This window comes from Paenibacillus sanguinis 2301083 = DSM 16941, from assembly GCF_000374825.1.
Classification (GTDB): domain Bacteria; phylum Bacillota; class Bacilli; order Paenibacillales; family Paenibacillaceae; genus Fontibacillus; species Fontibacillus sanguinis.
This window is the reverse complement of record NZ_KB895381.1, coordinates 234552-259833: the sequence shown is the minus strand read 5'-3', so window position 1 is coordinate 259833 and position 25282 is coordinate 234552. Positions and strand designations below refer to the sequence as shown.

Annotated in this window: 25 protein-coding genes; 4 read left to right on the top strand and 21 right to left on the bottom strand. The window is 51.4% G+C overall.

Going from position 1 to position 25282, the window contains the following annotated elements:
* Positions 1–408: 408 nt before the first annotated feature.
* The 10 genes from zwf to C557_RS0111975 form a co-directional block, all read right to left on the bottom strand.
* Positions 409–1959, bottom strand: a complete 1551-nt coding sequence (gene zwf / locus C557_RS0112020) for a glucose-6-phosphate dehydrogenase (protein WP_018752117.1) — start codon at positions 1957–1959, stop codon at positions 409–411.
* A gap of 218 nt (positions 1960–2177) precedes the next feature.
* On the bottom strand, positions 2178–2927 hold the full coding sequence (locus tag C557_RS0112015) for a spermidine synthase (RefSeq protein ID WP_018752116.1): 750 nt from the start codon (positions 2925–2927) through the stop codon (positions 2178–2180).
* Positions 2928–2995: 68 nt separating this feature from the next.
* Positions 2996–3820, bottom strand: a complete 825-nt coding sequence (locus C557_RS0112010) for a hypothetical protein (RefSeq protein WP_018752115.1) — start codon at positions 3818–3820, stop codon at positions 2996–2998.
* A 194-nt stretch (positions 3821–4014) separates the two neighbouring features.
* Positions 4015–4668, bottom strand: coding sequence for a response regulator (locus tag C557_RS0112005; RefSeq protein WP_018752114.1), 654 nt, complete (start codon positions 4666–4668; stop codon positions 4015–4017).
* Positions 4643–5725: a sensor histidine kinase gene (locus tag C557_RS0112000; RefSeq protein ID WP_018752113.1), complete on the bottom strand. Its 1083-nt coding sequence runs from the start codon at positions 5723–5725 to the stop codon at positions 4643–4645. Before C557_RS0112000 ends, C557_RS0112005 begins: the two co-directional genes overlap by 26 nt.
* 20 nt (positions 5726–5745) lie before the next feature.
* A complete protein-coding gene (gene liaF, locus C557_RS0111995; RefSeq protein ID WP_018752112.1) occupies positions 5746–6396 on the bottom strand; it encodes a cell wall-active antibiotics response protein LiaF in 651 nt (216 codons plus the stop codon).
* A gap of 112 nt (positions 6397–6508) precedes the next feature.
* On the bottom strand, positions 6509–7210 hold the full coding sequence (locus tag C557_RS0111990; RefSeq protein ID WP_018752111.1) for a PspA/IM30 family protein: 702 nt from the start codon (positions 7208–7210) through the stop codon (positions 6509–6511).
* Positions 7211–7213: 3 nt separating this feature from the next.
* A complete protein-coding gene (locus C557_RS0111985; RefSeq protein WP_018752110.1) occupies positions 7214–7708 on the bottom strand; it encodes a PspC domain-containing protein in 495 nt (164 codons plus the stop codon).
* A 5-nt stretch (positions 7709–7713) separates the two neighbouring features.
* Positions 7714–8388 carry a PspA/IM30 family protein gene (locus tag C557_RS0111980; RefSeq protein WP_018752109.1) on the bottom strand — a complete coding sequence of 225 codons (675 nt, stop codon included), beginning with the start codon at positions 8386–8388 and terminating at the stop codon, positions 7714–7716.
* A gap of 59 nt (positions 8389–8447) precedes the next feature.
* Positions 8448–8744 (bottom strand): hypothetical protein, encoded by a 297-nt coding sequence (locus tag C557_RS0111975; protein WP_018752108.1) that lies wholly within the window; start codon positions 8742–8744, stop codon positions 8448–8450.
* A 267-nt stretch (positions 8745–9011) separates the two neighbouring features.
* On the opposite strand from C557_RS0111975, the gene C557_RS0111970 reads away from it, so the two are divergent.
* The 4 genes from C557_RS0111970 to C557_RS0111955 all read left to right on the top strand — a co-directional run bounded on the left by C557_RS0111970 (position 9012) and on the right by C557_RS0111955 (position 11426).
* Positions 9012–9386, top strand: coding sequence for a hypothetical protein (locus tag C557_RS0111970; protein ID WP_018752107.1), 375 nt, complete (start codon positions 9012–9014; stop codon positions 9384–9386).
* A gap of 46 nt (positions 9387–9432) precedes the next feature.
* A complete protein-coding gene (locus tag C557_RS0111965; protein ID WP_018752106.1) occupies positions 9433–9924 on the top strand; it encodes a cation:proton antiporter regulatory subunit in 492 nt (163 codons plus the stop codon).
* Positions 9925–10021: 97 nt separating this feature from the next.
* The gene (locus C557_RS23440) at positions 10022–10864 is read left to right on the top strand and encodes a YitT family protein (RefSeq protein WP_018752105.1); all 843 of its coding nucleotides are present in this window, start codon (positions 10022–10024) and stop codon (positions 10862–10864) included.
* A 184-nt stretch (positions 10865–11048) separates the two neighbouring features.
* Complete coding sequence (locus C557_RS0111955; protein ID WP_018752104.1) at positions 11049–11426, top strand: ArsR/SmtB family transcription factor; 378 nt, start codon at positions 11049–11051, stop codon at positions 11424–11426.
* A gap of 2 nt (positions 11427–11428) precedes the next feature.
* Here C557_RS0111955 and C557_RS0111950 read toward each other — a convergent pair whose 3' ends face one another.
* The 11 genes from C557_RS0111950 to C557_RS0111900 all read right to left on the bottom strand — a co-directional run bounded on the left by C557_RS0111950 (position 11429) and on the right by C557_RS0111900 (position 25253).
* Positions 11429–13666: a heavy metal translocating P-type ATPase gene (locus C557_RS0111950; protein WP_018752103.1), complete on the bottom strand. Its 2238-nt coding sequence runs from the start codon at positions 13664–13666 to the stop codon at positions 11429–11431.
* Between the two features lie 276 nt (positions 13667–13942).
* On the bottom strand, positions 13943–15136 hold the full coding sequence (locus tag C557_RS0111945; protein ID WP_018752102.1) for a Ger(x)C family spore germination protein: 1194 nt from the start codon (positions 15134–15136) through the stop codon (positions 13943–13945).
* The gene (locus C557_RS0111940) at positions 15129–16232 is read right to left on the bottom strand and encodes a GerAB/ArcD/ProY family transporter (protein WP_018752101.1); all 1104 of its coding nucleotides are present in this window, start codon (positions 16230–16232) and stop codon (positions 15129–15131) included. The genes C557_RS0111945 and C557_RS0111940 overlap by 8 nt, the downstream gene beginning before the upstream one ends.
* A gap of 23 nt (positions 16233–16255) precedes the next feature.
* Positions 16256–17896: a spore germination protein gene (locus tag C557_RS0111935; RefSeq protein WP_018752100.1), complete on the bottom strand. Its 1641-nt coding sequence runs from the start codon at positions 17894–17896 to the stop codon at positions 16256–16258.
* 227 nt (positions 17897–18123) lie between these two features.
* Positions 18124–18582, bottom strand: coding sequence for a hypothetical protein (locus C557_RS0111930; RefSeq protein ID WP_018752099.1), 459 nt, complete (start codon positions 18580–18582; stop codon positions 18124–18126).
* The gene (locus C557_RS0111925) at positions 18579–20588 is read right to left on the bottom strand and encodes a S9 family peptidase (RefSeq protein ID WP_018752098.1); all 2010 of its coding nucleotides are present in this window, start codon (positions 20586–20588) and stop codon (positions 18579–18581) included. The genes C557_RS0111930 and C557_RS0111925 overlap by 4 nt, the downstream gene beginning before the upstream one ends.
* A gap of 36 nt (positions 20589–20624) precedes the next feature.
* Positions 20625–21371 (bottom strand): creatininase family protein, encoded by a 747-nt coding sequence (locus C557_RS0111920; RefSeq protein WP_018752097.1) that lies wholly within the window; start codon positions 21369–21371, stop codon positions 20625–20627.
* Positions 21368–22381: an ABC transporter ATP-binding protein gene (locus tag C557_RS0111915; protein WP_018752096.1), complete on the bottom strand. Its 1014-nt coding sequence runs from the start codon at positions 22379–22381 to the stop codon at positions 21368–21370. The genes C557_RS0111920 and C557_RS0111915 overlap by 4 nt, the downstream gene beginning before the upstream one ends.
* Positions 22378–23349 carry an ABC transporter ATP-binding protein gene (locus tag C557_RS0111910; protein ID WP_018752095.1) on the bottom strand — a complete coding sequence of 324 codons (972 nt, stop codon included), beginning with the start codon at positions 23347–23349 and terminating at the stop codon, positions 22378–22380. Before C557_RS0111910 ends, C557_RS0111915 begins: the two co-directional genes overlap by 4 nt.
* 35 nt (positions 23350–23384) lie before the next feature.
* Positions 23385–24254 (bottom strand): ABC transporter permease, encoded by an 870-nt coding sequence (locus C557_RS0111905; RefSeq protein ID WP_240472960.1) that lies wholly within the window; start codon positions 24252–24254, stop codon positions 23385–23387.
* 81 nt (positions 24255–24335) lie between these two features.
* The gene (locus C557_RS0111900; RefSeq protein ID WP_018752093.1) at positions 24336–25253 is read right to left on the bottom strand and encodes an ABC transporter permease; all 918 of its coding nucleotides are present in this window, start codon (positions 25251–25253) and stop codon (positions 24336–24338) included.
* Positions 25254–25282 lie beyond the last annotated feature (29 nt).

Here is a 25282-nt window from a genome sequence, read left to right as displayed (position 1 = left end):
CGCAAACGGATCCACGGTTCACTAGGCTATTTATCACCGGTTCGTTTTGCTGCGCAGTTCAATAAGAGAAGAGTCGGTTAAAGAGTGTCCACTTTCTTGACAGAGGTCCAGATTTCCTGCTAAATATGAAAAAAGAGCCAATTTCCGCAAATTAGCGGGAGAATTTCCCACTAGTGCTCATAAGTGTGCACCTGCTCATTCACACGTCGGGGGCTTGGTCTCTTCACCCTTGGTCTCCACCGCCTTGATCTCCTCAGCCTTGGTGTCTTCGGCCTTAGTGTTCGCGGCTATGATACCGTTGAGACTTGGTCTCCTCAGCCTTGCTGTCCTCGGGCATGCTGTCCTCGGCCTTGGATTTAAGGCCCTGAATACCAAGGCCATAAAGCTATGCCATGCTACTATTCACTGCTACCCTTGGCGAATCCAGATCACGTTGTCTTCCTCCTGACCGTTCACCGGCCACCAGTGGAAGCCATCCTTCGCCAACAGCTCGTCGGCCGCCGCCGGACCCCAGGAGCCTGCGGGATAAGTCAGAATATCCGCCGGGTTTTGCGCCCAGGCAGCAGCAATTCGATCCACGAACGCCCACGCGGTCGCCACCTCGTCCCAACGGGTAAAGTAGGTTGAATCCCCTTGCGCTGCATCATGAATCAAGCGTTCATACGCCTCTGGCGAGTTAATGCCAACCAGACAGCTTTGGCAGAATTCCATCGCCAGCGGCTCAATCTTCGATTCCGAGCCCGGCTTCTTGGCATTGATCTTGATATATATGCCCTCCATCGGGTTAACGCGGATAACCAGCAGGTTAGGCTCCAGTGTATGCTTTTGCCCCAGATATACGTTGGTTGGCATCTGCTTGAACTCTACGACCACTTCGGTTGTTTTCACCGGCAGCCTCTTGCCCGTCCGGATATAGAACGGCACTCCGGCCCAGCGAAAATTATCGACAAACACCTTGGCGGCAAAATAAGTTTCCGTATTGGAGCTTGAATCAACCTTATCTTCCTCACGATAACCTGGCAAGCTTTTGCCATTGCTCTCTCCCGCAGCATACTGCCCACGCACCACATGAGCCTGTACCTCTTCCGTAGAGGTATACGGACGCAGCGAACGCAGCACCTTCACCTTCTCGTCGCGGATATCCTCGGCAACCAATCGGCTAGGCGGCTCCATCGCGATCATCGTCAGCATTTGCAGCATATGGTTTTGCCCCATATCTCTCAGTGCTCCGGCGTGATCGTAATAACCACCACGTTCCTCTACGCCAACTGTTTCGCTCAGCGTAATCTGAATATTGGCGATATGCTTGTTGTTCCACAACGGCTCGAAGAAGGCGTTAGCGAAACGAATAACTTCGATGTTTTGTACCATTTCCTTACCGAGATAATGGTCAATCCGGTAGATTTCTTCTTCCTTAAAGACCTGGCTAAGCTCTTCATTCAGCTTATGGGCCGATTGCAGGTCGTAGCCAAATGGCTTCTCGATGACCAGGCGATGCCAGCCTTCGCTGCTTAGCATGCCGCCCTTCTGCAAATTAAACGATACGCTTCCGAACAACTCGGGAGCCAGCGCCAGATAGAACAGGCGGTTCCCCGGAATGGAGAAACGCTTCTCCACAGATTCAGTCAATTCGCGCAATTCCCGATAACCGTCAATATCGTTGATGTCCAGCGATTTATAAGAGAAGTGCTCGGCAAAACGCTCCCAATGGGCTGTATCTTCAATCTTGTAGCGGCAGAATTCGTTAATGGAGCGATGCAAGTCCTCCCGGAATTCTTCCTCCGAGCGTGGCCGCCGCGCTACGCCAATCACAGCAAAGTCCTCAGCCAGCTTGCCTTCCCGATACAATGAATAGATAGCAGGGAACAGCTTGCGGCGCGCTAAGTCACCGGTGGCCCCAAATATGAAAAAAACCGCTCCCGGGGTTTGAATCGCTTCCTGAGTTATATTTTCAGCCATGGCTCCTCATTCTTTCTATGTAATATAGTGTATTTTTATTCAATTCCCGATCAAGGACATGTATTTACATGGCATCACGGGACGTGATGCCATTTTAGCATATTCCCTGCAGGGATGCTATTAAATTCATTACAGCCTCAAGCCTTTTTTTGAAAGTCCGATGTGCTGATAAGCTCTGTTCCCTGTTTATTCAGGGCTCGTTGGACATCCAGGATGAATCAGGCTTCATCCCAGATCACATAGCCTTCCGCCAGTTCAACCTCCACAAACCCCGCCATCTCCCGCAAATGATAGTGAATTGGATAATGGCTAGCTGCGATAATCATATTTCTCACATCCCCGGAATGCTCACTTGGCAAGGAAAATATCTTGATGCAATTCATCTCGGTCTTCAACGTGGAGACGATCGCCTCCATCAGCTTATCGCCACTTCCCCGGCCAAAAGCATTCATCAGAAGCAGGCCTTCCGGCCGCAGCTTGTCTACTGCTAATCGGAAGAATTCCTTGGACAGCAAATGCCGGGGTGTTCCCTTCTCGGAAAAAGCATCAACCATCAAGGCATCATATCTTCCCACTGCCTCTTGCTCTAACAAACGCCTTCCATCGCCAATCATAACCGTGGGACCGTGATATCCAAAATAAGCCTTCCCGATCTCGGCAACCCGTTCATCTATTTCGGCAACCTTTACATCAGTATCAGGCCCTAGGTGCCGGGATAACGTACCAATTCCCTGACCAATCATAAAAACTTGGCCCGCTTCCTTCACATGTTGCTTAAACAGATGCAGCATCGCGCGTGGATATTCTAGTATGATCCGTTCGGGACAGTTTAAGTCCATTGCGCCCTGTACCGCCTGGCTAGCAAATTCCAGCACGCGGAACTGCCCCTTCTCCCCATAAAGCTCATGGGTGTCGTAGACCGTTATTTCCGCATACGGACTCTGTGCGCGGAGTAATATTTTTTTCAAACCTCTTTCCCCTAGTACGTTAACAAAAGCGTGATGAACCAAGCGAAGCCTCCGCCGGTACCATGCGATTAATACTCCACGGTGAGCAGCGGCGAACCGAAGGAAATTTCATTCAGACCCGTCCCGCTATTGCGATGCACCGCCATTTGCAATGCCACAGGTTGCTTGCCGCTGATCGCTGTGATATTCCACCCCTTCACGGTATACGTCCGACTTACCGTCAGTTCCTCGGCGAACTCATCAACAGGCTTCAGCTTCAAACGAAGCGTCTCCTGCTCCTGAACCCTCTGCTCCAACTGTTCCAGCGTTTGCTCAGGACTTTGCTCGCTACCGTTCTCCGAGCCATTTGCCCCAGTCCAGGTTATGCCCTGGACTGCAGCATTCCACTGAACTTCCACACCCTCGTCCGCCAAAGACTCTCCGCTCAGGCCTTGAACATTCTCCAAGCGTTTCAACCCTTCAGCGTTTCCTCCCACACTTTCCAGGCGCAGGAGAACGTAATATCCTCCACTAGCCCTGACTCCCACAGTTAGATGAGCAGGAACTCCCTCAAGGGAACCCGTTGTCTTATATGCTTCATGCGCCATCTCCAGCACTTGCTTGGGAGCAGGCAAGCCTAATCGGCTTGAAAGTGCACCCGCCGCTTCCTCGGGTGACAGCAGTGTCGGCCAGTCCCCTTGCCATTTGACAGTCATTCGGAACGGCTGATCCGATGCGGTGCGCCCCATCTCATGCAATATCGTTAATTGCTCTCGGGCTCCTTCTACCTGATCAACAGGTGACACTTCCTTGTCATTCTGAACGGTTCGCTGTAAGCCCGCCAACAGCAGCAGGAGGACAACCAGGACAGCAATTAACCACAAAATTCCCTTTCCCAGCTTACGATTGGACATCGACATGCGCACCTCCGGTGTCGGTAATAAAATCTCTTTGAAGAGATGATTCGCCCCCCGGATAAATCCCTGCATTTCTCAGACCGCTGGGAAGGGCCAGCACAGACAAATCACCCGTGAACACAGTATTTTGAAAAAGCGGCTCTCCACCCCGCAGTCTTAGGTCTCCTGACAAAAAAAGGCTTGACGCAAGCTTACTCCGCCAAACCGTTTTTATATGCGTAAATAGCCGCCTGGGTACGATCTTCAACCCCCAGCTTGGCTAAAATATTTGTGACATGGAATTTAACCGTCTTGATGCCGATGATCAAATCATCCGCAATATCCTGATTGGATTTGCCCTGAGCCAGCAGCCGCAGGACATCCATCTCACGTTCCGTCAACTCCTCATGTGCGGGCGCCTCTTTCTTGGGCTGGCGGAATCGGTTCATCATCTTGGAGGCCACCTGCGATTCAAGCACAGATTGGCCCCGGCTTGCCGCACGAATGGCTTCGGCAATTTCGGATGCACGGGATGTTTTGAGCAAGTAGCTGAACGCACCAGCCTCAATAACGGGATACATCTTCTCATCATCCAGATAACTGGTCAGCACAATAACCTTGCATTCCGGGTGAAGTTGCAGCAGTTGACGGGTCGCTTCGATCCCATCCATACCGTCCATGACCAGGTCCATCAAAACCACATCGGGCCGGTACTCCTGCGCTAGCCGGATGCCTTCTTCCCCGCTGCTCGCTTCTCCAACCACCTCGATACCATCCTCCGTACCCAGTACGGCAGCCAGACCGATTCTCACCATCTCGTGATCATCCACAAGCAGCACCTTAATTTCCTTCTCTTCTACCTCCATAACTGAACTCCCCTCCAATCTCTTCATTGACTAATGGTACTGTAATATCGATTCGGGTTCCCTTGCCCGGGGCCGTAATCAGTTGAATGGAGCCGCCGATTTCATAAATTCTCTCCTGCATCGTAGATAAGCCATAGGAGGCTTGCTTCTTATCGTCAAGCTCGAACCCGATTCCGTTGTCCCGCAATGTCACCTTGACGACATCACCCCGGCGATGAATGCGAATTTCCATCTTATCCGCCTTGGCATGACGAAGCGTGTTGGACATGGCTTCCTGAATAATGCGGAACAAGTGGTTCTCAATCCCCTTGCCCAGGCTCAGATCCTCATCGATGTCCAGCGCCAGGTCCATCGGCACCTTGGTCTTGAGTTCGCGCACCAGGTCGTGCAGCCCTTGAGACAGCTCCTTGCCCTCCAGGTAGACCGGCCGCAAATGCAGCAACAGAGCACGCATTTCGGATTGGGCTACAGAGGCCATCTCTTCTATCAGTTCTACCTGGCGTTGGGCCTTGTCAAAATCCTTATCCAACGTCCGTCCGACCGCCGTTGCCGTCATCGAGATGGCAAATAGCTGCTGCGATACTGCATCATGCAATTCCCGGGCCAACCTCTGCCGTTCTTCTATGATAGCCGAGACGCGAGCTTGCTCCGCCAACTGGGCATTGTGCGTAGAGAGCCGCTGCAAGGAGGATACCTGCTCCTCCCAGCGCTTGCCGATACGCTCCAGTTGTTCGGCTAGCCGTCCGAGTTCATCTTCCCCAAGCTTCGGCACCGCTCCGGTCTGATTGCCCTTCTCCCATTGCAAGAGGGCATCTCGCAAGCCGTCAATCTGCCGCTTGGGCCTGTAGCCCTGAATCAATCCATACGCCGTGCCGATAATCACCAGCAAGGACAAGAGCGTAATTCCAGCCCCGATCCCGATTCTCCATGAAGGCTGAGGGCGGAAATAACCATATGTATACAGCACGTAGCAAGTGGCTGCCATAATCACAACTGACAGGAGAATACCTCCTCGCATGCTGCGGGATATCATATTGCTTGTTTTTTTTAATTTCATGCGGGACGCTCCTCCTGTCTTTATGTTAAACGTATATCCACATCGCCTACAAGATAGGAAACGATAATTTTCACCTTTTGGTCACGCAGCTCATAGTTGGGCGATTTCCAATATAGCCGGTTCATCATGCCTGTATCCTTCTTCTGACCGAAGTCGATCTGCCCGAACAAGACGAAGGCCTCAATCTCTACCCCGTAATCCTCAGGAATAACCAGATCTATATCCCCAACGATGCCCTGGAACATCAACACGTTATGCTGGCCCTCCACCATCGCCAGAGACAGGTCGATATCCAGCTCACCGATAATATGCCACATGCTTGTATTTCTTAGCGTCCACGGGTCACGATCCCAATGGATGCTGGACGTGATATTTTGCTTCTGCAAGTAATTGCCTTCCGGCTGGGTCTTGCGAATTTTGGCATAATAAAATCCTAAAGAAATCATCAATATGGCTACCACCAGCATGAAATGTTCTAACAGAATCATACCACTGCCAATGCCAAGGAAGATATATCCTCGTTTGACCGATTCGCCCGATCGTATTTTGTGGATGCCGCAAGCGATAAATGTGAGGGCGACGATGGTAAAGAAGCTTAACCAATTCCCGAAAATCAACAGTACGCCAAGTCCAATCAGCCCGATGGCCAGGAACCTTTTCCGATTATCCATGCCGCACCTCCTTCCAGGCTCAAAAGTGGGAAAAGCCATACCGGCAGGGACTGAACCCTTCCGTATGGCTTCGCCAGTATTTAGAATACCACAATGCCCTGTGGACGTGTAGTTATTCCTTGTCTTCCTTTTGCGAAGAGGAAGGAGCCAATTTAGATTTAAGCGCTTCAAGCTGCGCATCTACCTTCAATTGCTTCTCAGCCTCTGCCGGACTGATGTAAGTCGAAGACGATTTGTCGCGGTAAACGATGCCCGATACTTCGGCCTCTGCTTCCAGTTGCATAATCTTCTCTTCCATACGATGGAAGCCCAGCGAGGCATTGCCGCTCTCAATCGTATGCAGACTGCTGATTTGGGACATTTGCTTTCTGGCCTTGGCCATTTGAGCACGGCTTACCAGTTCGTTGCGCTTATTGCGCAGCTTGTAGAACTCATCCTTCATCTCATGCAATTGTTGCTTAAGCTCAGCAGCTTGTGCTTCGGCACCTGCATGAAGCTCGGCAAATTCAGTTTGCTTTTGGTCGTAATGAATTTTCTCCTCCAGCATTTTGCGGGCAACCTCTTCTTGACCATTGCGGAGGGCCACTTCTGCTTGTGCTTCCCGTTGTCCGGAGATACGTGCAGCTTCATCCAGACGTTGCTTCATCCGGCGTTCGTTAGCCATTTGCTTGGCTACTGTAACCTCGGCGTCGCGGATTTCAGCCTCCATATCGCGCAAATATTGATTCAGCATCACAATTGGGTCTTCTACCTTATCCAGCAAATCATTAACCGACGCCTTTGTAATGTCCTTTATTCTTTGGAATACTCCCATAGTTTACACTTCTCCCTTCTCGTAGTCGGAAACCTTCTTACGCAGCTCTTCCAGTTCTTTCTTCATGGCTTTCTTCTCGATATCTTCCATCATAGAATCCAGATTGGACGCTTCTCCCGTACCGAAGCCCGTTTTCGGGCCACCGGGGCTATATTGCGGAGGCGGCGTTCCAAAAGAATTCCCTGCGTTATTCCCGTAAGGCGGCTGGCCGCTAAACCGGGCATCACGGACATCATTGTAATTTCTATTCTGCGGATCGTAATTCTGGTAACCGCCCCCCGTCCATCCTCCCGAATAAGGATCATAGGGATTCGGCTCCTTTGAAACGACCAATACGGCGATAAAGTAGATAAATAGTGTAGTCCCGCCGGTGAAGAAAAAGCTAATGACCAAAAGCAGCCGCAAAATGCCCGAGTTAACGCCGAAGTATTCGCCCAGTCCGCCCATTAATCCGCTGATCCAGCGGTCTCGTCTGGAACGGTACAGTCTCTTTCCCATCCGGCTCACTCTCCTTTTTTGCTATCCAGCTTTTGCTTCAAGCGGGAAAGCTCTTGCTCCAGCGAGGATTGGATGACTGAGCCTGCCTGGTTCATAAAGTCCTGGCCTGCTCTACGCAATTCGCGCAAGCTTCGGGCTTCCCATTCCATATCGGAGACCCGATCCTCCAGACGGTTGAACATTTTCGGCACATCCTGCATGCCGGCACCGTTCATCCGCTGGTTCATGCGTTGCTGCAGACGAAGCGTCTCCATTCTCGCGTAATAATATTGACGTTTGCTATAAACCGTCTGATATTCGGTCTTAAGCTCATTTAATTGGGCTTCCAGTTCTTGCAGTGCTTCAAGGCTTTGGGTGTAAAGTTCAGAATACTGCTCGATCTTCTCCTCGTATAGCATCTTCTCCTGCAAGGCCAGCTTAGCCAGGTGCTCCTCTTCTGCCTTCAGGGCCAACAGGGCTTGCTCTTCGCGCTTATCGCACATCGCTCTGGCATGATCGACCTGCTGCTTCATTTGCTTGGCATGCCCGGCATACTGATGATGGAGCTTCTCCGCCTCGGTGATTTCCTGGCGCGTCTCGATCAGAAACTGATCAATCAAGCGCACCGGATCCTGGGACTGTTCCAACTTCTCATTCAATGTTGCTACTGTTATGTCTCGTACCCGACGAAATACACTCATGACAACCTTCCCTTCTAACCTTTCGGTCCTCATTCAAGTTAACCAAATCTATACCTCATTTAGTAACCCCGTCTTCCCCGCAGGGTATAAACACCATATACAATTAATCCGATACCCAGCAGCGGACCAATTAGCCAAGCCAGTTTGGACATCAGCATGATCGCCCCCAGAATCAAGACAAGCCAGCCGAAGAAGGCGTTGCCCCGGCGAATCCCGTAATAGCCGAGACCGATCATCGTGACCGCGATCAATAGTCCGAACAGGCTCCCAAGAAAGGGGGTCAGTTTGCCCAGCAAGATCAAAACACCCAGGGCAATAAGTACAAAAGCGAATACATTGGGTCGATTGGTTTTCATCGATTTATCACCGCCTCTCATTGAATCAACCTTATGTCTTTATTTTAGGTAAGATACGGAGTTTTCAAAACGGACCGGGGACGGTTTTTCAACCTAGACCTAAGTCGAGGTACCCCTCAGCCCTGTGGTTCGTCACAGCTTAATCCCCAAATTATCTCTCACATATCATGCATATATAATATGTAGTATCTCATGTGCAATTTTTTGTGAAAAACCAGGGGGTGTGCTATCCTTAAGGCAGGTAGCTACACTTCGAGGGGGATAACGATGCGAGTTGCTTATCAATCCGGCAAGCTGGCGGCAATGGTAGCATTAACGTTGTTTATGGCCTTGTTCCTGTCTGCCTTCTCTCCGCTTCCTGCATCTGCCGGAACACCGGAGAGAGAAGCTTACGAAGCAGGCGAATCTGTCCCTCACCAAGTTCCGCTACGATTGAATTCCGCTACATCTCAAGGCAAAGGCAAGCTATCGCTTGAAAAAATGTTCTATCCTTTCGAGGCAGGGCCCGTACTGGTCTCCCTGGTGCTTGTTGCTTCCTGGATACGTTTTTGGCCTTTTTTTTGCTTGATCTTAAAACGGCTATTGCTCTTACCGATTAAATTTATGAGTATGTTCCTGGCTTCAATGAAGGCTTTACCTTGAATGAACGCAAAACATAAGGAACCAATATACTGGAGGACTGAAGACAATGAATCTCAAAGAAACAGATTTGCCGGGAATCGGCAAAAAATTCGTAGTGGGTACCCGGAGCGGGGAGAACCTGACCATTATTATCTATAATGATGGCCGGCGTGAGCTGTGCCATTCCGAGCAAGACAACCCTGACGAAAATCTGTCCATGGTCACTTTGAACGAAGATGAAGCCAAATATGTATCGGCGATTATCGGCGGTGCTACCTATAAACCAACCGCACTAGAGAACATTGAAGTTGCTTTGGGAGATCTGATTATTGAATGGTACAAACTTGAACCGAAATTTAAAGCGATCGGAAAAACGATTGGTGAATTGCAAATTCGCCAGCGTTCCAGAGCTACCATCATCGCCGTGATCGAGAAAAGTCATACCAAGCATATTAATCCTGGGCCAGACTTGATGTTGACGGCTGACGCTACAGTAGTCGTGTTAGGCGAACGCCTGCATCAGCTGCAGGTCAGACAAATATTATTGAATGGGGACTGAACGGAATTAATCCCTGCACCCAGTCCCTGGCTTTTATTCAACCTTTCGGTGCTGAATACCTGACTTTTTGAACTCGCACTAAAAGGAGGGTCTTTTTTTGAAGCACTCTTTTCGAAGCCATACCCGGGTAGATTGGGCTCGAAGTCCTGTGTTGTTGCTTCCCTTGCTTACTCGCAGCTTGGGCGTGATTGCTGGAGCCTTGCTTGCCTCGGTGGGAGTGGAATTGTTCTTAATGCCTCATGGCATTATCGTAGGGGGCATGACGGGCTTATCGGCGCTGCTTGCCCTGAAGACTGAAATGCGACTAGGATTGTTCCTGTTCCTGTTGAACCTGCCGATTTTACTGCTCGGACGCAAAAATATCCATCTATCCTTCGGCATCTTTACGGTTCTCGGGATACTGGTATTTTCCCTGGGTACCCTTGTACTGCATCCTTATCCAGCGTTGACCAGCGACCCGCTGCCAGCCGCTATGCTGGGCGGAGCATCCCTTGGCCTGGGCCTGGGCCTGGCACTTAGATTTGGAGGAGCGCTGGACATTGCCGGCAAAGCCGTAGAGACTCTGCATTATAAGCGATTGTCGCCAGAAAAGCTGCTCTTGATTTTAAATTGCGGCATCTTGATAGCAGCAGGCTTTCATTTTGGCTTCACGCAAGCGGCTTACTCGGTTATCGCCTATATTCTCGCCTTTGAAGCGATCAAGTTCCCGATACGACGTACTCGCTTTGGTCAAGTTGTCCGCATCAAAAGTAGACATTGTCCGGCAATTCAGGAGCAATTGCAGCGAAGCCTGAATATGAACGTCACTTACAAGCAAAAACCGGAAGAACATGCCGATGCTTATGGCATCCTGGAATGTGACTGCCACTTTCTAGAACGGGCGCGTTTGAAATCCATCGTCCGGCTTTGCGACCATGAGAGTGAAATTACATTTTCATAAATCCGAGATTGACCGGAACATGGATTACGTTAAAAGCGTGGTGAACAAATTGCCAGAGCCACTTGGGCTCTTCCTTGTTCACCACGCTTTTTGAGTTCCGCCTTGCTCATCCGTGTTGTATATGGTACTGTGGGGACAGCATGCTAATAGTAATCATTTCGTTTAAGTTGGAGGCGAACGATCCATGGCACGACTCACCCCTGCTGCAGAAGAATGCGATACAACTTGCTCCGGCACATCCACATCAATGGATTTGGAAGCCATCAAGATGGAGATGCTTGATGACCAGTCCGCCATTCAGTTTGCTGATTGGTTCAAAGCCTTCAGTGATCCTACCCGGGTCAAGATCATCGGCGCTTTGCTCCAAAGAGAGCTATGTGTGCACGATCTGACGGTGCTTCTGGAGATGGGGCAGTCCGCGATCTCCCATCAGCTAAGGTACTTGCGCAACCTAAGAATTGTAAAGCGGCGCAAGGTAGGCAAGACCGTATATTACTCGCTGGACGATACGCATATTGAGCAAATTTTCCTGCAAACGCTCCAGCATACCAAACACGGGTAACCTCACACCAGGTCTGTCTTGGTACGCAGTACACGCATAGCGTTCAAGACAGCCAGCAACGTCACGCCTACATCGGAGAATACGGCTTCCCACATGTTCGCAATGCCGAACGCTCCAAGCAACAGGAAGACTGCTTTGACGAGCAGGGCAAAGATAATATTTTGCCATACGATTTGCCGTGTTCGCTTGGCGATGTGGATAGCCGAGGATAACTTCGACGGCTCATCGGTCATAATGACGATATCGGCTGCTTCAATCGCAGCATCTGATCCAAGCCCGCCCATCGCTACGCCCACATCGGCTCGGGCCAGCACCGGGGTATCATTGATGCCGTCACCCACAAATATGATCTTCTCTTTGCTGCCTTTCTCCCGATCCAGCTTCTCCAGCTCTTCAACCTTATGCTGCGGCAGCAGCTCCGAACGAACCTCATCAACACCAAGTTGTTCGCCGACTGAATCTGCTACAGCTTTAATATCTCCGGTTAGCATAACGACCTTCTTGACGCCAAGGTTCTTCAGTGAACGAATAGCTCGTGCCGAGTCATCCTTCACTTCGTCAGCGATGACCAGGTAACCGGCATACTGCTTATCTATAGCAAGATGAACGATACTCCCATGCTCAGAAGGTGCAGTATACTCAATACCATCTCGTTTCATTAGCTTGGCATTGCCCGCCAGCACTTCTCTACCTTCAAACAGAACTTGAATTCCGTGACCGGATATTTCGTTATATTCAGTGATTTGGGCTTCGTCCAATTCCTGTCCGTAGGCCTCACGAATGGATTGAGCAATCGGATGGCTGGAGTGCATTTCGGCAAATGCTGCCTGACGCAACAACTCCTGCTTTGTCCAGGTGCTGGCTGCCGGATGAATGCCAACAACTTTAAATGCTCCTTTGGTCAAGGTTCCTGTTTTATCAAAAACCACATACTTTACATCATTTAACGCTTCCAGATAGTTGCTGCCCTTAACCAAAACGCCGTTCTTCGAGGATGCCCCTATACCGCCAAAGAAACCGAGTGGAATGGACACGACCAACGCACAAGGGCAGGAAATAACCAGGAAGACCAAAGCCCGGGAGACCCATTCCGAGAAGGTTGCTCCACTGATAAGCAGCGGGGGAATGACCGCCAGCAGCGCAGCTACAATCACAACCAATGGCGTGTAGTATCGAGCGAACTTGGTAATGAAATTCTCCGTGGGCGCCTTCTTGCTGCTCGCATTCTCCACCAGGTCCAGGATTTTGGCCACGGTGGATTCTTCAAATACCTTGGCAACCTCCAGAGTCAATACGCCATTTTTATTAATGAAGCCACTAAGAACATTGTCGCCAACTGCTACCTCACGCGGCACCGATTCACCGGTTAGCGCAGAAGTATCCATGGCCGAGCTTCCCTCAATAACCTTCCCGTCGAGAGGAACTTTCTCGCCAGGGCGTACCAGAATCAAATCTCCGATCTGAACATCCTCCGGGCGAACCCGCTTGTATTCGGAACCGGATTTCAGGTTGGCAAAATCGGGCCGGATATCCATCAGTGCGCTAATCGATTTGCGCGACCGGTTGACGGCAATGCTCTGGAACAGCTCACCTACTTGATAGAAGAGCATAACGGCGACACCCTCAGGATACTCCCCGATGATGAAGGCTCCAATTGTAGCTATAGACATCAGGAAGTATTCATCAAACACCTGGCCACGTACAATGTTCTTCATGGCCTTGTAGACGATGTCGCCACCGATCACGAGATAAGCAACCACATACAACATCAACTGAAGCTCCGCCTCCAGCGGCAAGAACATGGCGGTTGCGCCAATGACAAGGGCAGCAACCAGGCGGCCAATCATCTTGCGGACTCCCTGTGCGCCATGGTCATGCGTATGTCCATGCCCATCATCTCCGGCTTCATCACCGTGACTGTGATCATGACCATGAGCATCGCCATGGTTGTGATCATGATGATCATGACGCGCTACACTTGCCGAGCCTCCACTGCCGGCATGCTCCAGCACGGTCACATCCGGCTCTAGCTTGCGAATATGCTGTTTGGCTTTCTTCACAATGTCTGCAGAATCATCGCTTGCCATCTCCATCGTCAACGTCTTATTAACGAAGTTGACCGAACAAGACGATACTCCTTCAATCTTGCCAACGCCGTTCTCAATCTTCAATGCGCAGTTAGCGCAGTCCAAACCTTCTAATATAAATTTACGTTTAACAGTGCTTGCTGTTGCTTCCATCACTTGCTCACTCCCTTTGGGGACTATATATGATCACTTGTTCATATATAGTATATTCCCATGAGCTTTCCTGTGTCAATCCTGAAGAAAATAAAAATTTCCAATAGCAAAGGTTGCCCGTATTCCGGCCGGATTATTCCCGGAAGCCGTGATACGGGCAACCTGATTCATCATGGTTAACTGATTGATCAGGTCGTCAGCCCAACGGGATAGGAGAACCTCAAACAGCAGCTTCTGATGACAAGGATACGAGATGAACGAGAACAGGAAAGGGTCTTATTTTTTGGAAGATCCATAATCTGTAATAGTGAACTTCACATCAAAGGTAACAGGAGTCTGGCTAAATACCTCATCCCAGCGGTCCTTGACCTTCTTCCAATATTGGGGATGATCCAAGCTGAGTTGCTTCCCAAATCCCGACACGTCCACTTTATATTTTGTCTGCAGCTTCTCCAGCAGATGTTCAAGCATTTGGAGCAAGGTTTTTTCAAATATCTTTTCCGCCCGGTTCAGGAACTCCGACTGGGACGGGTCCTCGTCCACATCCCAATTCTCCATGATTCGTCCTTCGGACTCAATATGAACGTGGAACGAAAGCCGATCCCCCTCCACCCGAGGAATAATCTTGCTCTTTAATCTCTTTAACTCATAGGTCATCGGTTCATCATGCCAGTTATAGCTCTTGATGACTGCTCCCTCGATATCCCCCGTGATCCAGGAGACGCTCTGTACATCCATCTGATCCAGCGGGCCTACATATCTGCCGGTATCTCCCTTGATGATTCCCGCGCCGGAGAATTCCGTCTCTCCATCGCTTGACGCCACCTCCTGGAGCATAAAGCTCTGCTTGGAGCCAATCAAGCTGTTCAACCGGGTCAAGTTGACCCCTCGCATGATTTCTCCCGTGCGAAAGTGTCCTCGTGGCATCGCCTGCAGCTTGAACGCAGGAATCTCCTCTGAATTCCCAGCCTTCAACGTATCCCGCGCCAGACCACGACTTAATAATACGATGCAGCTTGGGCGAATATCATTGTCCCGAAGGACAAAGTCCATCAGCTTGTCGATGTTCTGCTCGCGGATCAGATCCGTAGAAATGATAATCACCTTGAGATGATGACCAATGACAGCCCGTTCGCGTCGCAACGAATACTGCCGCATCAACTGGATCAAGGAGTCACCGGTTTCCGATTCATTCAGAAATCCGTCTCCTTTCCCCTGCCCCTTCTCCTGTTTATTGTTGCTGCCTGTTTTGACCGGAACAATCTGCACAGTCGCAGTGAATAGATTGCGTTTGGGATAACCTTCCCCTTGCTTGTCCAGCTTCTCCTCGGTAGCAGTAGGCTTACCATCATCCAAAGCCAGCCCGACATACATGCTCATATCTTCTATTTCCTTGCTGCTCCAGCAGCCCGTTTGAGTAGCCATAATTCCGACGACAAGCAATAAAGTCAGCATCCGGTATTTACGCATGTTTCCTGAGTCCTTTCTTCCGAATAAGGTAAATGAGGGACAGGGGCACCGTGACAAGAGCGAACAAAATAATGCTCATATACCCGATCGTTTGGCCCAATGCAAACAAATCATTCATCGTTTTCGGAATAAGAGCGGCTATGAACAAAATCGGCATCAGCGCAAACAAAACCAGCGGGAATTTGATGCCGAAGGTTTTCGATAAGCCTAACGAGGTGACGAAGAACTGACTGCAAAAATTACAAAACATCTGCATCATCCAAATGACCAGGAACGGAAATTCAAATCGTTCAAAGAACAATCCGGTGATTTCGAAGCTGCGTAATAAGTCCAGTGTTGGCCAGGTGCTCCGAAGCACAGCGGTAACGGACAGCCCTCCAACCACAATCATCGTTGCGAATACATACAAAATGACAGGGATGCCCGCCCCGAGCAGCATCGCCTTGACCGCCTTCTGCGGATGCTGCATATGACCCACCAGAACCATGACAATTTCAAAGCCGGTAAAGATCAGGAGAGACGACTTCAAGCCTTCCAGCACGGGCGGCAGACCTTCGCCAAGGAATGGACGCAAATTATCAAGCTCGAACAATCTCATGCTCAAGAGAAAGCTTAGCAGCAAGATCAAAATGCTTACAGGGAAAATGATCTGAAATAGCCGGGCAATACAGTTGATTCCCCCCGAAGCCAAATAAGCAGCCGTCCAGATAAATGGAATGATAACAGCCCAAATGGGCGTCTTTTCAAGCAGGTAGAAGACGTTGACCTCCGCCAAAATACGAATCTCAAAGCCAGCGATAATCATAAAATAGATGACCATGAGCATGGACACCACGCTGCCAGGAATTTTACCCACGATATTTCGAGCATATTCAAAGATGGTCTTGCCGGGGAATTGCTGGCTCAACTTGGTCATTAACCATACCACCAGCAATGCGACAATACCACCTAGCAGCACGGACAACCAGGCATCCGGGGTCTTCACCTTCTCCGTGATATCCCGTGGCATGGTCAGGATGCCCGCTCCCAATATGCTGTCAGTCAAAAGCACCACTGCTTGTGATGTTGTAATTTTATCATCGGAACGTGTGAACACTTGGGACCTCCTGATGTGCGTCTTTAGACTTTACGGCGTTTGCGTTCCGTTTTCATCATTTCCGGCCGCAGCTTCATCAAAGTGAGCGGTGCGCGGACGAACAAATCCTTCCAATCATGCAGACGGATAGGCGATATAGGTGTGACATAAGGGACACCAAAGCTCTTCAGCTTGGTAAGATGGCTGCAAATCAGCAGGAAAAACAAAATCGTCCCCAATATTCCTAGCACAGCGGCAAAAAACATCCCGACAAAACGGAGCATACGCAAAGTTATTCCGGCGCTGTACATCGGAATTGAGAAGGAAGCAATGGCCGTAACCGAAACGACAATGACCAGAAACGGGCTGACAATCCCGGCCTGCACAGCCGCCTCTCCGATAATCAGTCCTCCAACGATCCCCATCGCAGAGCCAATCGGCTTGGGCAAGCGCACCCCTGCTTCCCGCAAAATTTCAATCGATACCTCCAGCACCAGAATTTCAATTAGCGAAGGGAAAGGAACCCGTTCGCGCGTCTCAATAATGGTGATGGCCAGCTCCGTAGGAATTAAGCCGGGATGAAAGGAGATAAAGGAAATGTACAATGAGGGAATCATCAATGACATAAAGGCGGCAAAAAAACGCAGCATGCGCAAAAGAGAGCCAGCCAGCCACCGTTCATAATAATCCTCCGGAGACTGCAGCAGCATGCTGAAGGTTACGGGAACGATGAGGGCAAAGGGCGTTCCGTCCAGTAACAAGGCGATTCTCCCACCCATCAGCGCATTGATGACCCGATCCGGACGTTCGGTATTTTGTACCTGCTGGAAGGGGCTTAAAATATCATCTTCAATAAGCTGCTCCACATAACCGGATTCGGCGATAAAATCCAGATTGATCTTGGAGACTCGCTTCTCTACTTCCTGCAGCAGATCCTGATTGACAATCGTCTTCATGTAGACTACGGCAAGATCCCGTTTTAACGTATTGCCTACTGTGTATTTCTTAATTTCCATCAGCTCTGTCAGACCTTGACGCCGCAGCATCAAGGTATTCTCGCTGAGCGCTTCTGTAAACCCCACTCTCGGCCCGCGCAGCAACGCTTCCGAGGTCGGCTCCGTAATGGACCTTGTCTTCCCCCGCGGCTTACCAACCAAGAGAGCGGAGCACGTACCTTCGATCAGCAAGGCGGTATATCCATTCAGAATCATTTCATGCAGGCGATGTGTCTCCTGCACTTCCTCTATTTCCACAACTGGCAAAATATGCTGCTTCAAATAGGCTGCCAGCTTGTCTGCGGCGGGAACCGAAGGCTCCATCTCTTTCATAAAGTCTTCCTTGCCCATAAGTACCTGCATGACCTGGGTATCGATCAGTTGGTTCTCCTGCATGCCATCAATATAGAGAAGAGCTGCCCTTATATTGAACGCTGCCATTTTATATTCCCGAAAATGCAAGTCATCGTTGCTGCCTATGGCTTGCTTGATTGAATCCAAATCCGCATCATAGTCCCCCGTCAGTGGAGAAGCAGATTCCTCCGGGACTGCCGGCAGCTTACCGGAAGCTCCTCTGCCATTCGTCACTACCGAGCGGAACCAGCGATGTACGAAATAGAGGAGGACAGGTATAAGCAGCGTAACTCCGGCCTGCACAAAAACCGGCCAATCCGGGATATAAGAAGCCATGTTTGACCACCACACATGAATCATTCCCCTACGTGAATTGTTTCCCCTAATCTCCCCCGAAGTACGCCATTCTATGAGCATCACTTCATCTTGTTTCATAGCTCATGCAAAAATACAGGGAACAGAAGCAGACAAGCCGCTTCTGTTCCCTGTATTAATGTTGAACTTGCTTTCACCTCTATTAACGTCCCTGAATTGCGGACTAAAGGTTCTTTCAATTGACTGCTTTATTGCTGATGCCGCAGCTCGATGCGCATCGTCCAACGGTCGGACGAAGAATCTGCCTGTGTCCGCACAAGCTTCCATTGGCGATGAATTAATTGCTCCAATTCCTCTGCTTCTGGCTGGGACAAGTCCACCCCGTCCAAGGCTAATGCATCCTCTACCTGGACATAGTCGGTGCCCTCAGCTTTGCCAAACCGGAAGCCCAGCAGACGCTTCAGACCACCGATATGCAGAAATTTAAAGCTATAGCCCTCGCGAATAGCCCGCTCCCAATCCTCCCCAAGCTCATTCGCTGTGTTCAGCCGCTCGGTAAAGTCCATCTTCGGATCATGAACCCGGTCGAGAATCGGAGTGAAATCCCCGGACTTTAGACAGGCAATCACTTCCTCATCACTAGCCCCGCCGCTTCGGCAGTTCTCGATCAACATCCCTACTGGAATTGATAGTAACACCCGACTCACCGGGCCACCTCCTTTGGCAAATAGCGCATAAACCAGTCATTCACCCGGCGCAGCACATCTGTCCGATAGCTTGGCTTCCCGGTCTTAAGCAGCATATGGTTGGCTCCCGGGTAACGGACCAATGCCGTCTCCCGGCCCAGACGCTTGAGAGCCACATAAAGCTGGTCGGCTTGCTCTACAGGGCAACGCATATCTTGCTCCCCATGAATGATAAGCAGCGGGGTATGAATTTGCTGGACATGAGCCAGCGGAGATAAGCGCCATAGCAGCTCCGGATCATCCCAGGGATTGCCGCCAACAATGCCCTCTGTGTAGGAAATTCCGATATCGCTCATGCCGTAGAAGGACATCCAGTTGGTGATGCTGCGCTGGGTCACCGCAGCTTGAAAACGGTCAGAATGAGCAACGATCCAGTTGGTCATCAGCCCGCCGTAGCTGCCGCCAGTGACGCCAAGCCGCGTACCATCAACAAAGTCGAATCGGATCAGCGCCTCGTCAAGTCCTGCCATCAAGTCTTCATAATCACACCCGGTAAAATCCCGCCGAACAGCCCGGGCGAAATCTTGTCCATAACCGAAGCTGCCACGCGGGTTCAGGAACAGAATGGCATAACCTTGAGCCGCCAAGCACTGCAATTCATGACTATACGTGCCCGAGTACATCGCATGCGGCCCACCATGAATCTCCAGTATGAGCGGGGCCTTTTCTCCCGCCGTCAGCCCTGCAGGGCGCATAATCCAGGCCTGGACTTGCACATCGGCCGCCGTTTCAAACCAGAACGATTCCGGCTGGCTTATAATGAGTTGTTGCATCAGCTCATCGTTCTTATCTGTCAGGCGCAGCTCCTGGCCCGACTCCAGCTCCACCCGGAACAGCTCCCCAGGGGCATTCACCATAGCGGTTGCTGTCACCATAAAGGCGCCATCCGGTGCAAGAGTGAACTGATACGTATCCCGTTCTCCGCCAATCAGCTCCTCATAGCTCCCATCGGGACGGAAGCAATAGACCGCCGCACTGCCATGCCGCGTGCCGATTGCATACAGTCCACCGTTTGGCCCGTATAGCGGAGCAGGGGAAGGGCCCGCCGCCTTCATGTCGCTGAGCACAAAGTTGCCGATTTGCACATCTATTTCCTCCATGAACGGCTCCGGCTTCCCGCCGCTGGAAGGCACCGTGTAGAGCCGATTTTGCGTTCCACTCCCGTAAGCACGGTCATTGGCTATCATGGCGAACTCACTTCCGTCCGGCGAATACCCGAATTGACTAATCGCCAGCGTGAAATCCGTCACTCTGCGGCTCTGCTTGTCCTCAAGTGCCGCAACAAAGATATCGTTGAAAGCGATCAGGTCAGGATCGGCTTGCTCATCCTCCACCTGCTTGGCCAGATAAGCCACAGAGCGACCATCCGGCGACCAGCGAGGCTGGGCAACATCAAAGGCTCCCGAGGTAAGCTGGACCACTTCGCCCCCACGGAGGTCAAGTACAAACAAGTGAGTATGCAGCCCGTTCCACAAGCCACTTCCTTCAGCCTTCGGCACGGTGCGGGTATAAAGCTTGCCGATCTGCGACTCCCGCTTGCGGTCCTCTTCCAGTGTCAGCGATTCCCGTTCCGGGTCCGGGCTTAGGGCAGATAAATAAGCAAGCCGGTTGCCGTCAGGTGACCAGGCAAACGCGCTTACGCCACGCCTCACGGCCGTCAGCGGGCGACATTCCCCATCATTCATGGAGAGCACCCACACCTGCCGACTACCTTCGTGCATACGCAAGAAAGCTAGCTGTGAGCCATCAGGTGACCAGGCCGGGGCCATATCCTTGCCGCCATCCGTCAGCGGGCGATCCTGGCTGCCATCCAAAGCTACAGCCCGAATTTGCGTAACATATTCATTTTTCGTAGCATCTATCGTTTTCAATACGTAAGCGACCGTTCCGTTTCTGCTCACCACCGGGTCGCTAACCCAGCGGTATGCATAGAGATCATCCGGCATCACCAGTCTTCCAAGCTTCAAGCCAATCCCTCCTCGTATCAGTTCACTGACAACCCGTTATTTCCCGGGAATGTCCCAGACATCACCTAGAAATTGCACGATTCGTTCCACCGCACGGTCCACCAGAATTTGGCCCTTCTCAGCCGAGGCCTGATTCGAGTGACCTACCGTGCCCCATTCGCTATTGTCTGACAGCTTGCCGTACTTCATGATTTCAGGGAAGGCATCCTGCTTCTTGCGCTCGACAGACAGGGTCTTCTCCAAGTTCACAAGCTCCGGATGTAACGCCAGCATAACCGATGTCCCGGCTTCACCAGCATGGGAATGGGCCAGCGGTCCGGACTCCAGCACATTCTGATCAACGCGCTGCATAAACCGCCATACATCGATCTGTGCCTTGCGAATGTCCGGGCGTTCCCGCAGGGAATAGGCAATTTGGCTGATCATCGGTACATTGCCCGCATGGCCGTTGATAAACAGGAAATCCTTGAAGCCCCATTTCAGCAAGCTGTTCACTACATCATTTAAATAGGCTTTGAAATGCTCAGGACGTATAGTGACCGTACCCGGGAATTCATCCAGCATCGAGGAATCTCCTACCTCAAGCGTAGGTCCAATCAGAGCATCAACCCGCCGGGCAACACGCTCAGCCAACCCTGCAGCCACCAGTGTGTCTGAACCGAGCGGCAAATGGGGACCGTATACCTCAAAGGCTCCCACTGGCAAGATTACCAAATCTGTCTTGGCCTTACGTTCCCGGAACTCTGTCCAGCTCATTTCCTTCATCAAGGAACTGTTCTTCATGCTTCCAGGCCTCCTTTATCGGTATCTAAGGGAAAATGACATGCTGCCAAATGTCCGTCTCCATGGTCTACAAGCTCAGGAATATGCTGCCGGCATGTCTCTTGCGCGTAGGGACAACGCGTATGAAACGCGCAGCCCTGCGGCGGATTCGCCGGGCTTGGCATCTCTCCGGACAGCGGCTTCCGCTTCTTGCGCAGCCGGGGATCAGGAACCGGAACCGCGGCAAGCAATGCCTCGGTATAAGGATGCAGAGGTCTGGCAAACAGTTCATCCCGCTTGGCCATCTCCACAATTTTACCCAGATACATGACAGCAATCCGGTCGCTGATATGCTTGACCGTCGGCAAGCCGTGGGCGATAAATATATAAGTCAAATGAAACTGCTCCTGTAAATCTTTAAGCAAATTAAGGATTTGCGCCTGAATTGACACATCCAGCGCAGATACTGGCTCATCGCACACGATCAGCTTCGGTCTCAAGGCAAGTGCCCGGGCAATCCCGATCCGCTGGCGCTGCCCACCGCTGAACTCATGAGGGTGCCGATCGATATGATGCTCACCCAGCCCCACCGTTTCCAGCAACCGCAGCACCTCGTTGCGCAGCTCCTTGCCTGAAGCCAAGCCGTGTACGATCAACGGCTCTGCTACGATATCAAAGACCTTCATTCGCGGATTAAGCGAAGAGTACGGGTCCTGGAAAATAAATTGCACATCCCGTCTGATCTCCCTGAGCGCTTCTCCACTCATGTCAGTCAACGGCTTGCCGTCAAACACAACCTCACCCGCTGTTGGTTCGAGCAACCGGGTGATCAATTGTCCGGTCGTCGACTTGCCGCAGCCGGATTCACCAACAAGTCCCAGCGTCTCCCCGGGGTATACGTTAAACGTTAGGCCATCCACAGCACGAACAGCACCACCGCTCCGGTTCAGCCACCCTTTAGTGATTGGATAATACTTCTTGAGACCGTGCACCTCCAGCAGAGGGGCCGTCTCGCTTTGTTGTTCATTCATAGAGCAACCTCCTCGGCACGATGGCAGCTAACCCGGTGGCCAGCCCGTTTCTCTTCCAATGCAGGCTTGATCTGGCGACAGATATCTTGCGCATAGGGACAACGGGGATGGAAGGGGCAGCCGGACGGCATTTGCAACAAATTCGGCACAGAGCCCGGAATGGAGTCCAGCCGCTCCTTCTGCTCCGTCATCGTAGGTAAAGAGCCCATCAAGCCGATGGTATAGGGATGTCCGGGACGCTCAAACAGCTCATATACGGTTGCTTCCTCCACGATTTCGCCAGCATACATCACAACGACCCGGTCAGCCATTTCTGCCACGACACCCAGGTCATGTGTAATCAGGATCACACCGGTGTTTTCCTTCTTGGCCAGTTCATCGATCAGCTCCAGAATTTGCGCCTGAATCGTCACGTCCAAAGCAGTCGTCGGTTCATCGGCAATCAGCAGCTTCGGCTTGCAGGCTAGTGCAATGGCAATCATCACCCGCTGACGCATCCCGCCGGATAACTGATGGGGGAATTGTGCAGCTACCTTGGCCGCGGCCGGAATTCCAACCTTCTCCAGCATTTCAATGCTTTGAGCCTTGGCCGCTGGCTTGCTCAAGCCGCGGTGTCTGCGCAGCACTTCGGCAATTTGATAGCCGATGGTAAATACGGGGTTCAGCGATGTCATCGGCTCCTGGAAAATCATCGAAATCTCGTTCCCCCGAACATTTCGCATCTTCGGAGGAGACAGCTTCAAGAGATCCTCGCCCTTAAACAGAATGGAGCCGCCCTCAATCTTCCCGGGTGCGGCCACCAGCCGCATGATAGACAGGGAGGTGACGCTCTTGCCGCAGCCGGATTCACCAACGATCGCCAGCGTCTCGCCGGCCTGCACAGAGAAGCTGACACCATTGACCGACGGGATCGTCCCATTATCCGTATGAAAAACCGTTCTTAGCGATTTTACTTCAAGTAAACTCATGTTCGCATCGCCTCCTTCTGCTTCACACTCAGTCGTTAAGCTTTCATCCGCGGGTCCAGGACATCACGCAGCCAATCGCCCAGAAATATAACGCCCAGCACAGTTACCGTAATAGCAATACCAGGGAAGGTGGCTACCCACCAGCTCGTTGCCACATACTGGCGTCCATCGCTCAGCATCCCGCCCCAGGACACATCCGGCGGCGTAATGCCCAGGCCCAGGAAGCTCAGCGAAGCCTCCAGAATAATGGTTGTGGCCACGTTCATCCCCGATATCACAATGAAGGAGGATAACACGTTGGGCAGAATATGTCGAAAGATTACCCGGCTGTTGCGGGAGCCGACCGCCTTGGCTGCCTTGACGAAATCCCGCTCCTTAATGCTCAGCACCTCGCCGCGCACCACTCTGGCATAAGACACCCAATTCGTAAATCCAATGACGAAGATCAGTGTACCTAGCCCAGGACCCACCACAGCCAACACGACCAGCATCAGCAAAATGGTCGGGATGGCAATAAAGGCATCGGCCACACGCATAATCAAAGCGTCTACCCAACGGCCGTAATAGGCGGCCAGCAAGCCCAATACCGCACCAATCGCTCCGGATACGAGGACGGCGCCTATCCCCACAATCAGGGATACCCGTGACCCGTAGACAATCCGGCTCCAAATGTCGCGCCCCAGATTATCTGTTCCCAACAAATGCCCGCTGGCTCCCTCGTTAAGCCATGATGGAGGCTTAAGCCGATTAATCGGATCTACCTGCCCCGGGTTATGCGTAGCCAGGAGAGGGGCAAAGACGGCAATCAGCACAACAATCAGCACTAATGCCGCACCAACGGTGCCTGTTTTACTTTTCAAGAGAAGCCTGAGAACATGCCTGAAGCCGCGCTGCCGCACAGCGATAGGTTCTAGCTCGTCAGTCCCGGGCAATTGTAAATTTGATGACGAAGATGATGAAGCTGCCAATATGATCCTCCCCCTTCCTTAGCTATACTTGATGCGTGGATCGAGCAGCCGATAGACTACGTCCGTTAGCAGGTTCATCAAAATAACGAATACGGCAATTACGAATACAGCCGCCTGCACAATCGCCATATCATGGGTATTTACCGCCGATACCAGCAGTTGGCCAAGACCGGGCCAGGCGAACACCGTCTCCGTAATCAGTGTGCCGCCAATCAAGCTGGTAAATTGCAGGCTCATAATCGTTACAACGGGTATAAGCCCATTGCGCAAGGCGTGCTTGCCAACCACAACCGCCTCCACAATCCCCTTGCTGCGAGCCGTACGAATATAGTCCTGACTCAAAATCTCCAGCATGCTGGAGCGGATTAATCTCGTCATTTGCGCCGCCAGACCTACACCAAGCGTTACAGCGGGCAGAACCAGATGGCTGAAGCCGCCTCGTCCGGATACGGGAAAGATCTTGAAAATGACAGACAAGAACAAAATCAACATGATCCCCATCCAGAAGTTAGGCATGGCCTTGCCCAATACAGAGAACCCCGAGATGAACAAATCGGAGAAGGTATTGCGTTTGACTGCTGACCAAATGCCCGCAGGCACGGCAATGACGATGGCAAATACCATAGCCGCTACCGCCAATTCAAAGCTGGCAGGCAACCGCTCCAGCACAAGCGGCAATGCTGGCTGATTATAGCGAAAGGAAGTACCAAAATCGCCCTGGACCGCATTCATGATAAACAATCCGTATTGCTTGTAAAGCGGCTCGTTCAAGCCCAGTTCCTGCGTAAGCAAAGCCCTGTCCTCATCCGTCGCCGTCTCGGGAAGCATCAAGGCGACCGGGTCGCCGGTAACCCGAACAAGTATAAATACAATCAGCGAAATCAACACGAGCACAGGTATCATTTGCAATAATGATTTCGCAATAAATTTGCCCACAGCGTCGTCCTCCCCGGTGAATGGACGGG

Excerpts from the sequence above, each read along its gene's own strand:
- C557_RS0111915 (WP_018752096.1), bottom strand. The coding sequence starts at position 22,381 with ATGAATGAACAACAAAGCGAGACGGCCCCTCTGCTGGAGGTGCACGGT.
- C557_RS0112005 (WP_018752114.1), bottom strand. The coding sequence starts at position 4,668 with ATGGAGGTAGAAGAGAAGGAAATTAAGGTGCTGCTTGTGGATGATCAC.
- C557_RS0111935 (WP_018752100.1), bottom strand. The coding sequence starts at position 17,896 with ATGGCTTCTTATATCCCGGATTGGCCGGTTTTTGTGCAGGCCGGAGTT.
- C557_RS0111950 (WP_018752103.1), bottom strand. The coding sequence starts at position 13,666 with ATGGAAGCAACAGCAAGCACTGTTAAACGTAAATTTATATTAGAAGGT.
- C557_RS0112010 (WP_018752115.1), bottom strand. The coding sequence starts at position 3,820 with ATGTCCAATCGTAAGCTGGGAAAGGGAATTTTGTGGTTAATTGCTGTC.
- zwf (WP_018752117.1), bottom strand. The coding sequence starts at position 1,959 with ATGGCTGAAAATATAACTCAGGAAGCGATTCAAACCCCGGGAGCGGTT.
- C557_RS0111985 (WP_018752110.1), bottom strand. The coding sequence starts at position 7,708 with ATGGGAAAGAGACTGTACCGTTCCAGACGAGACCGCTGGATCAGCGGA.
- C557_RS0111975 (WP_018752108.1), bottom strand. The coding sequence starts at position 8,744 with ATGAAAACCAATCGACCCAATGTATTCGCTTTTGTACTTATTGCCCTG.
- C557_RS0111980 (WP_018752109.1), bottom strand. The coding sequence starts at position 8,388 with ATGAGTGTATTTCGTCGGGTACGAGACATAACAGTAGCAACATTGAAT.
- C557_RS0111955 (WP_018752104.1), top strand. The coding sequence starts at position 11,049 with ATGGCACGACTCACCCCTGCTGCAGAAGAATGCGATACAACTTGCTCC.
- C557_RS0111970 (WP_018752107.1), top strand. The coding sequence starts at position 9,012 with ATGCGAGTTGCTTATCAATCCGGCAAGCTGGCGGCAATGGTAGCATTA.
- C557_RS0111910 (WP_018752095.1), bottom strand. The coding sequence starts at position 23,349 with ATGAGTTTACTTGAAGTAAAATCGCTAAGAACGGTTTTTCATACGGAT.
- liaF (WP_018752112.1), bottom strand. The coding sequence starts at position 6,396 with ATGGATAATCGGAAAAGGTTCCTGGCCATCGGGCTGATTGGACTTGGC.
- C557_RS0111965 (WP_018752106.1), top strand. The coding sequence starts at position 9,433 with ATGAATCTCAAAGAAACAGATTTGCCGGGAATCGGCAAAAAATTCGTA.
- C557_RS0112000 (WP_018752113.1), bottom strand. The coding sequence starts at position 5,725 with ATGAAATTAAAAAAAACAAGCAATATGATATCCCGCAGCATGCGAGGA.
- C557_RS0111990 (WP_018752111.1), bottom strand. The coding sequence starts at position 7,210 with ATGGGAGTATTCCAAAGAATAAAGGACATTACAAAGGCGTCGGTTAAT.
- C557_RS0111920 (WP_018752097.1), bottom strand. The coding sequence starts at position 21,371 with ATGAAGAACAGTTCCTTGATGAAGGAAATGAGCTGGACAGAGTTCCGG.
- C557_RS0111945 (WP_018752102.1), bottom strand. The coding sequence starts at position 15,136 with ATGCGTAAATACCGGATGCTGACTTTATTGCTTGTCGTCGGAATTATG.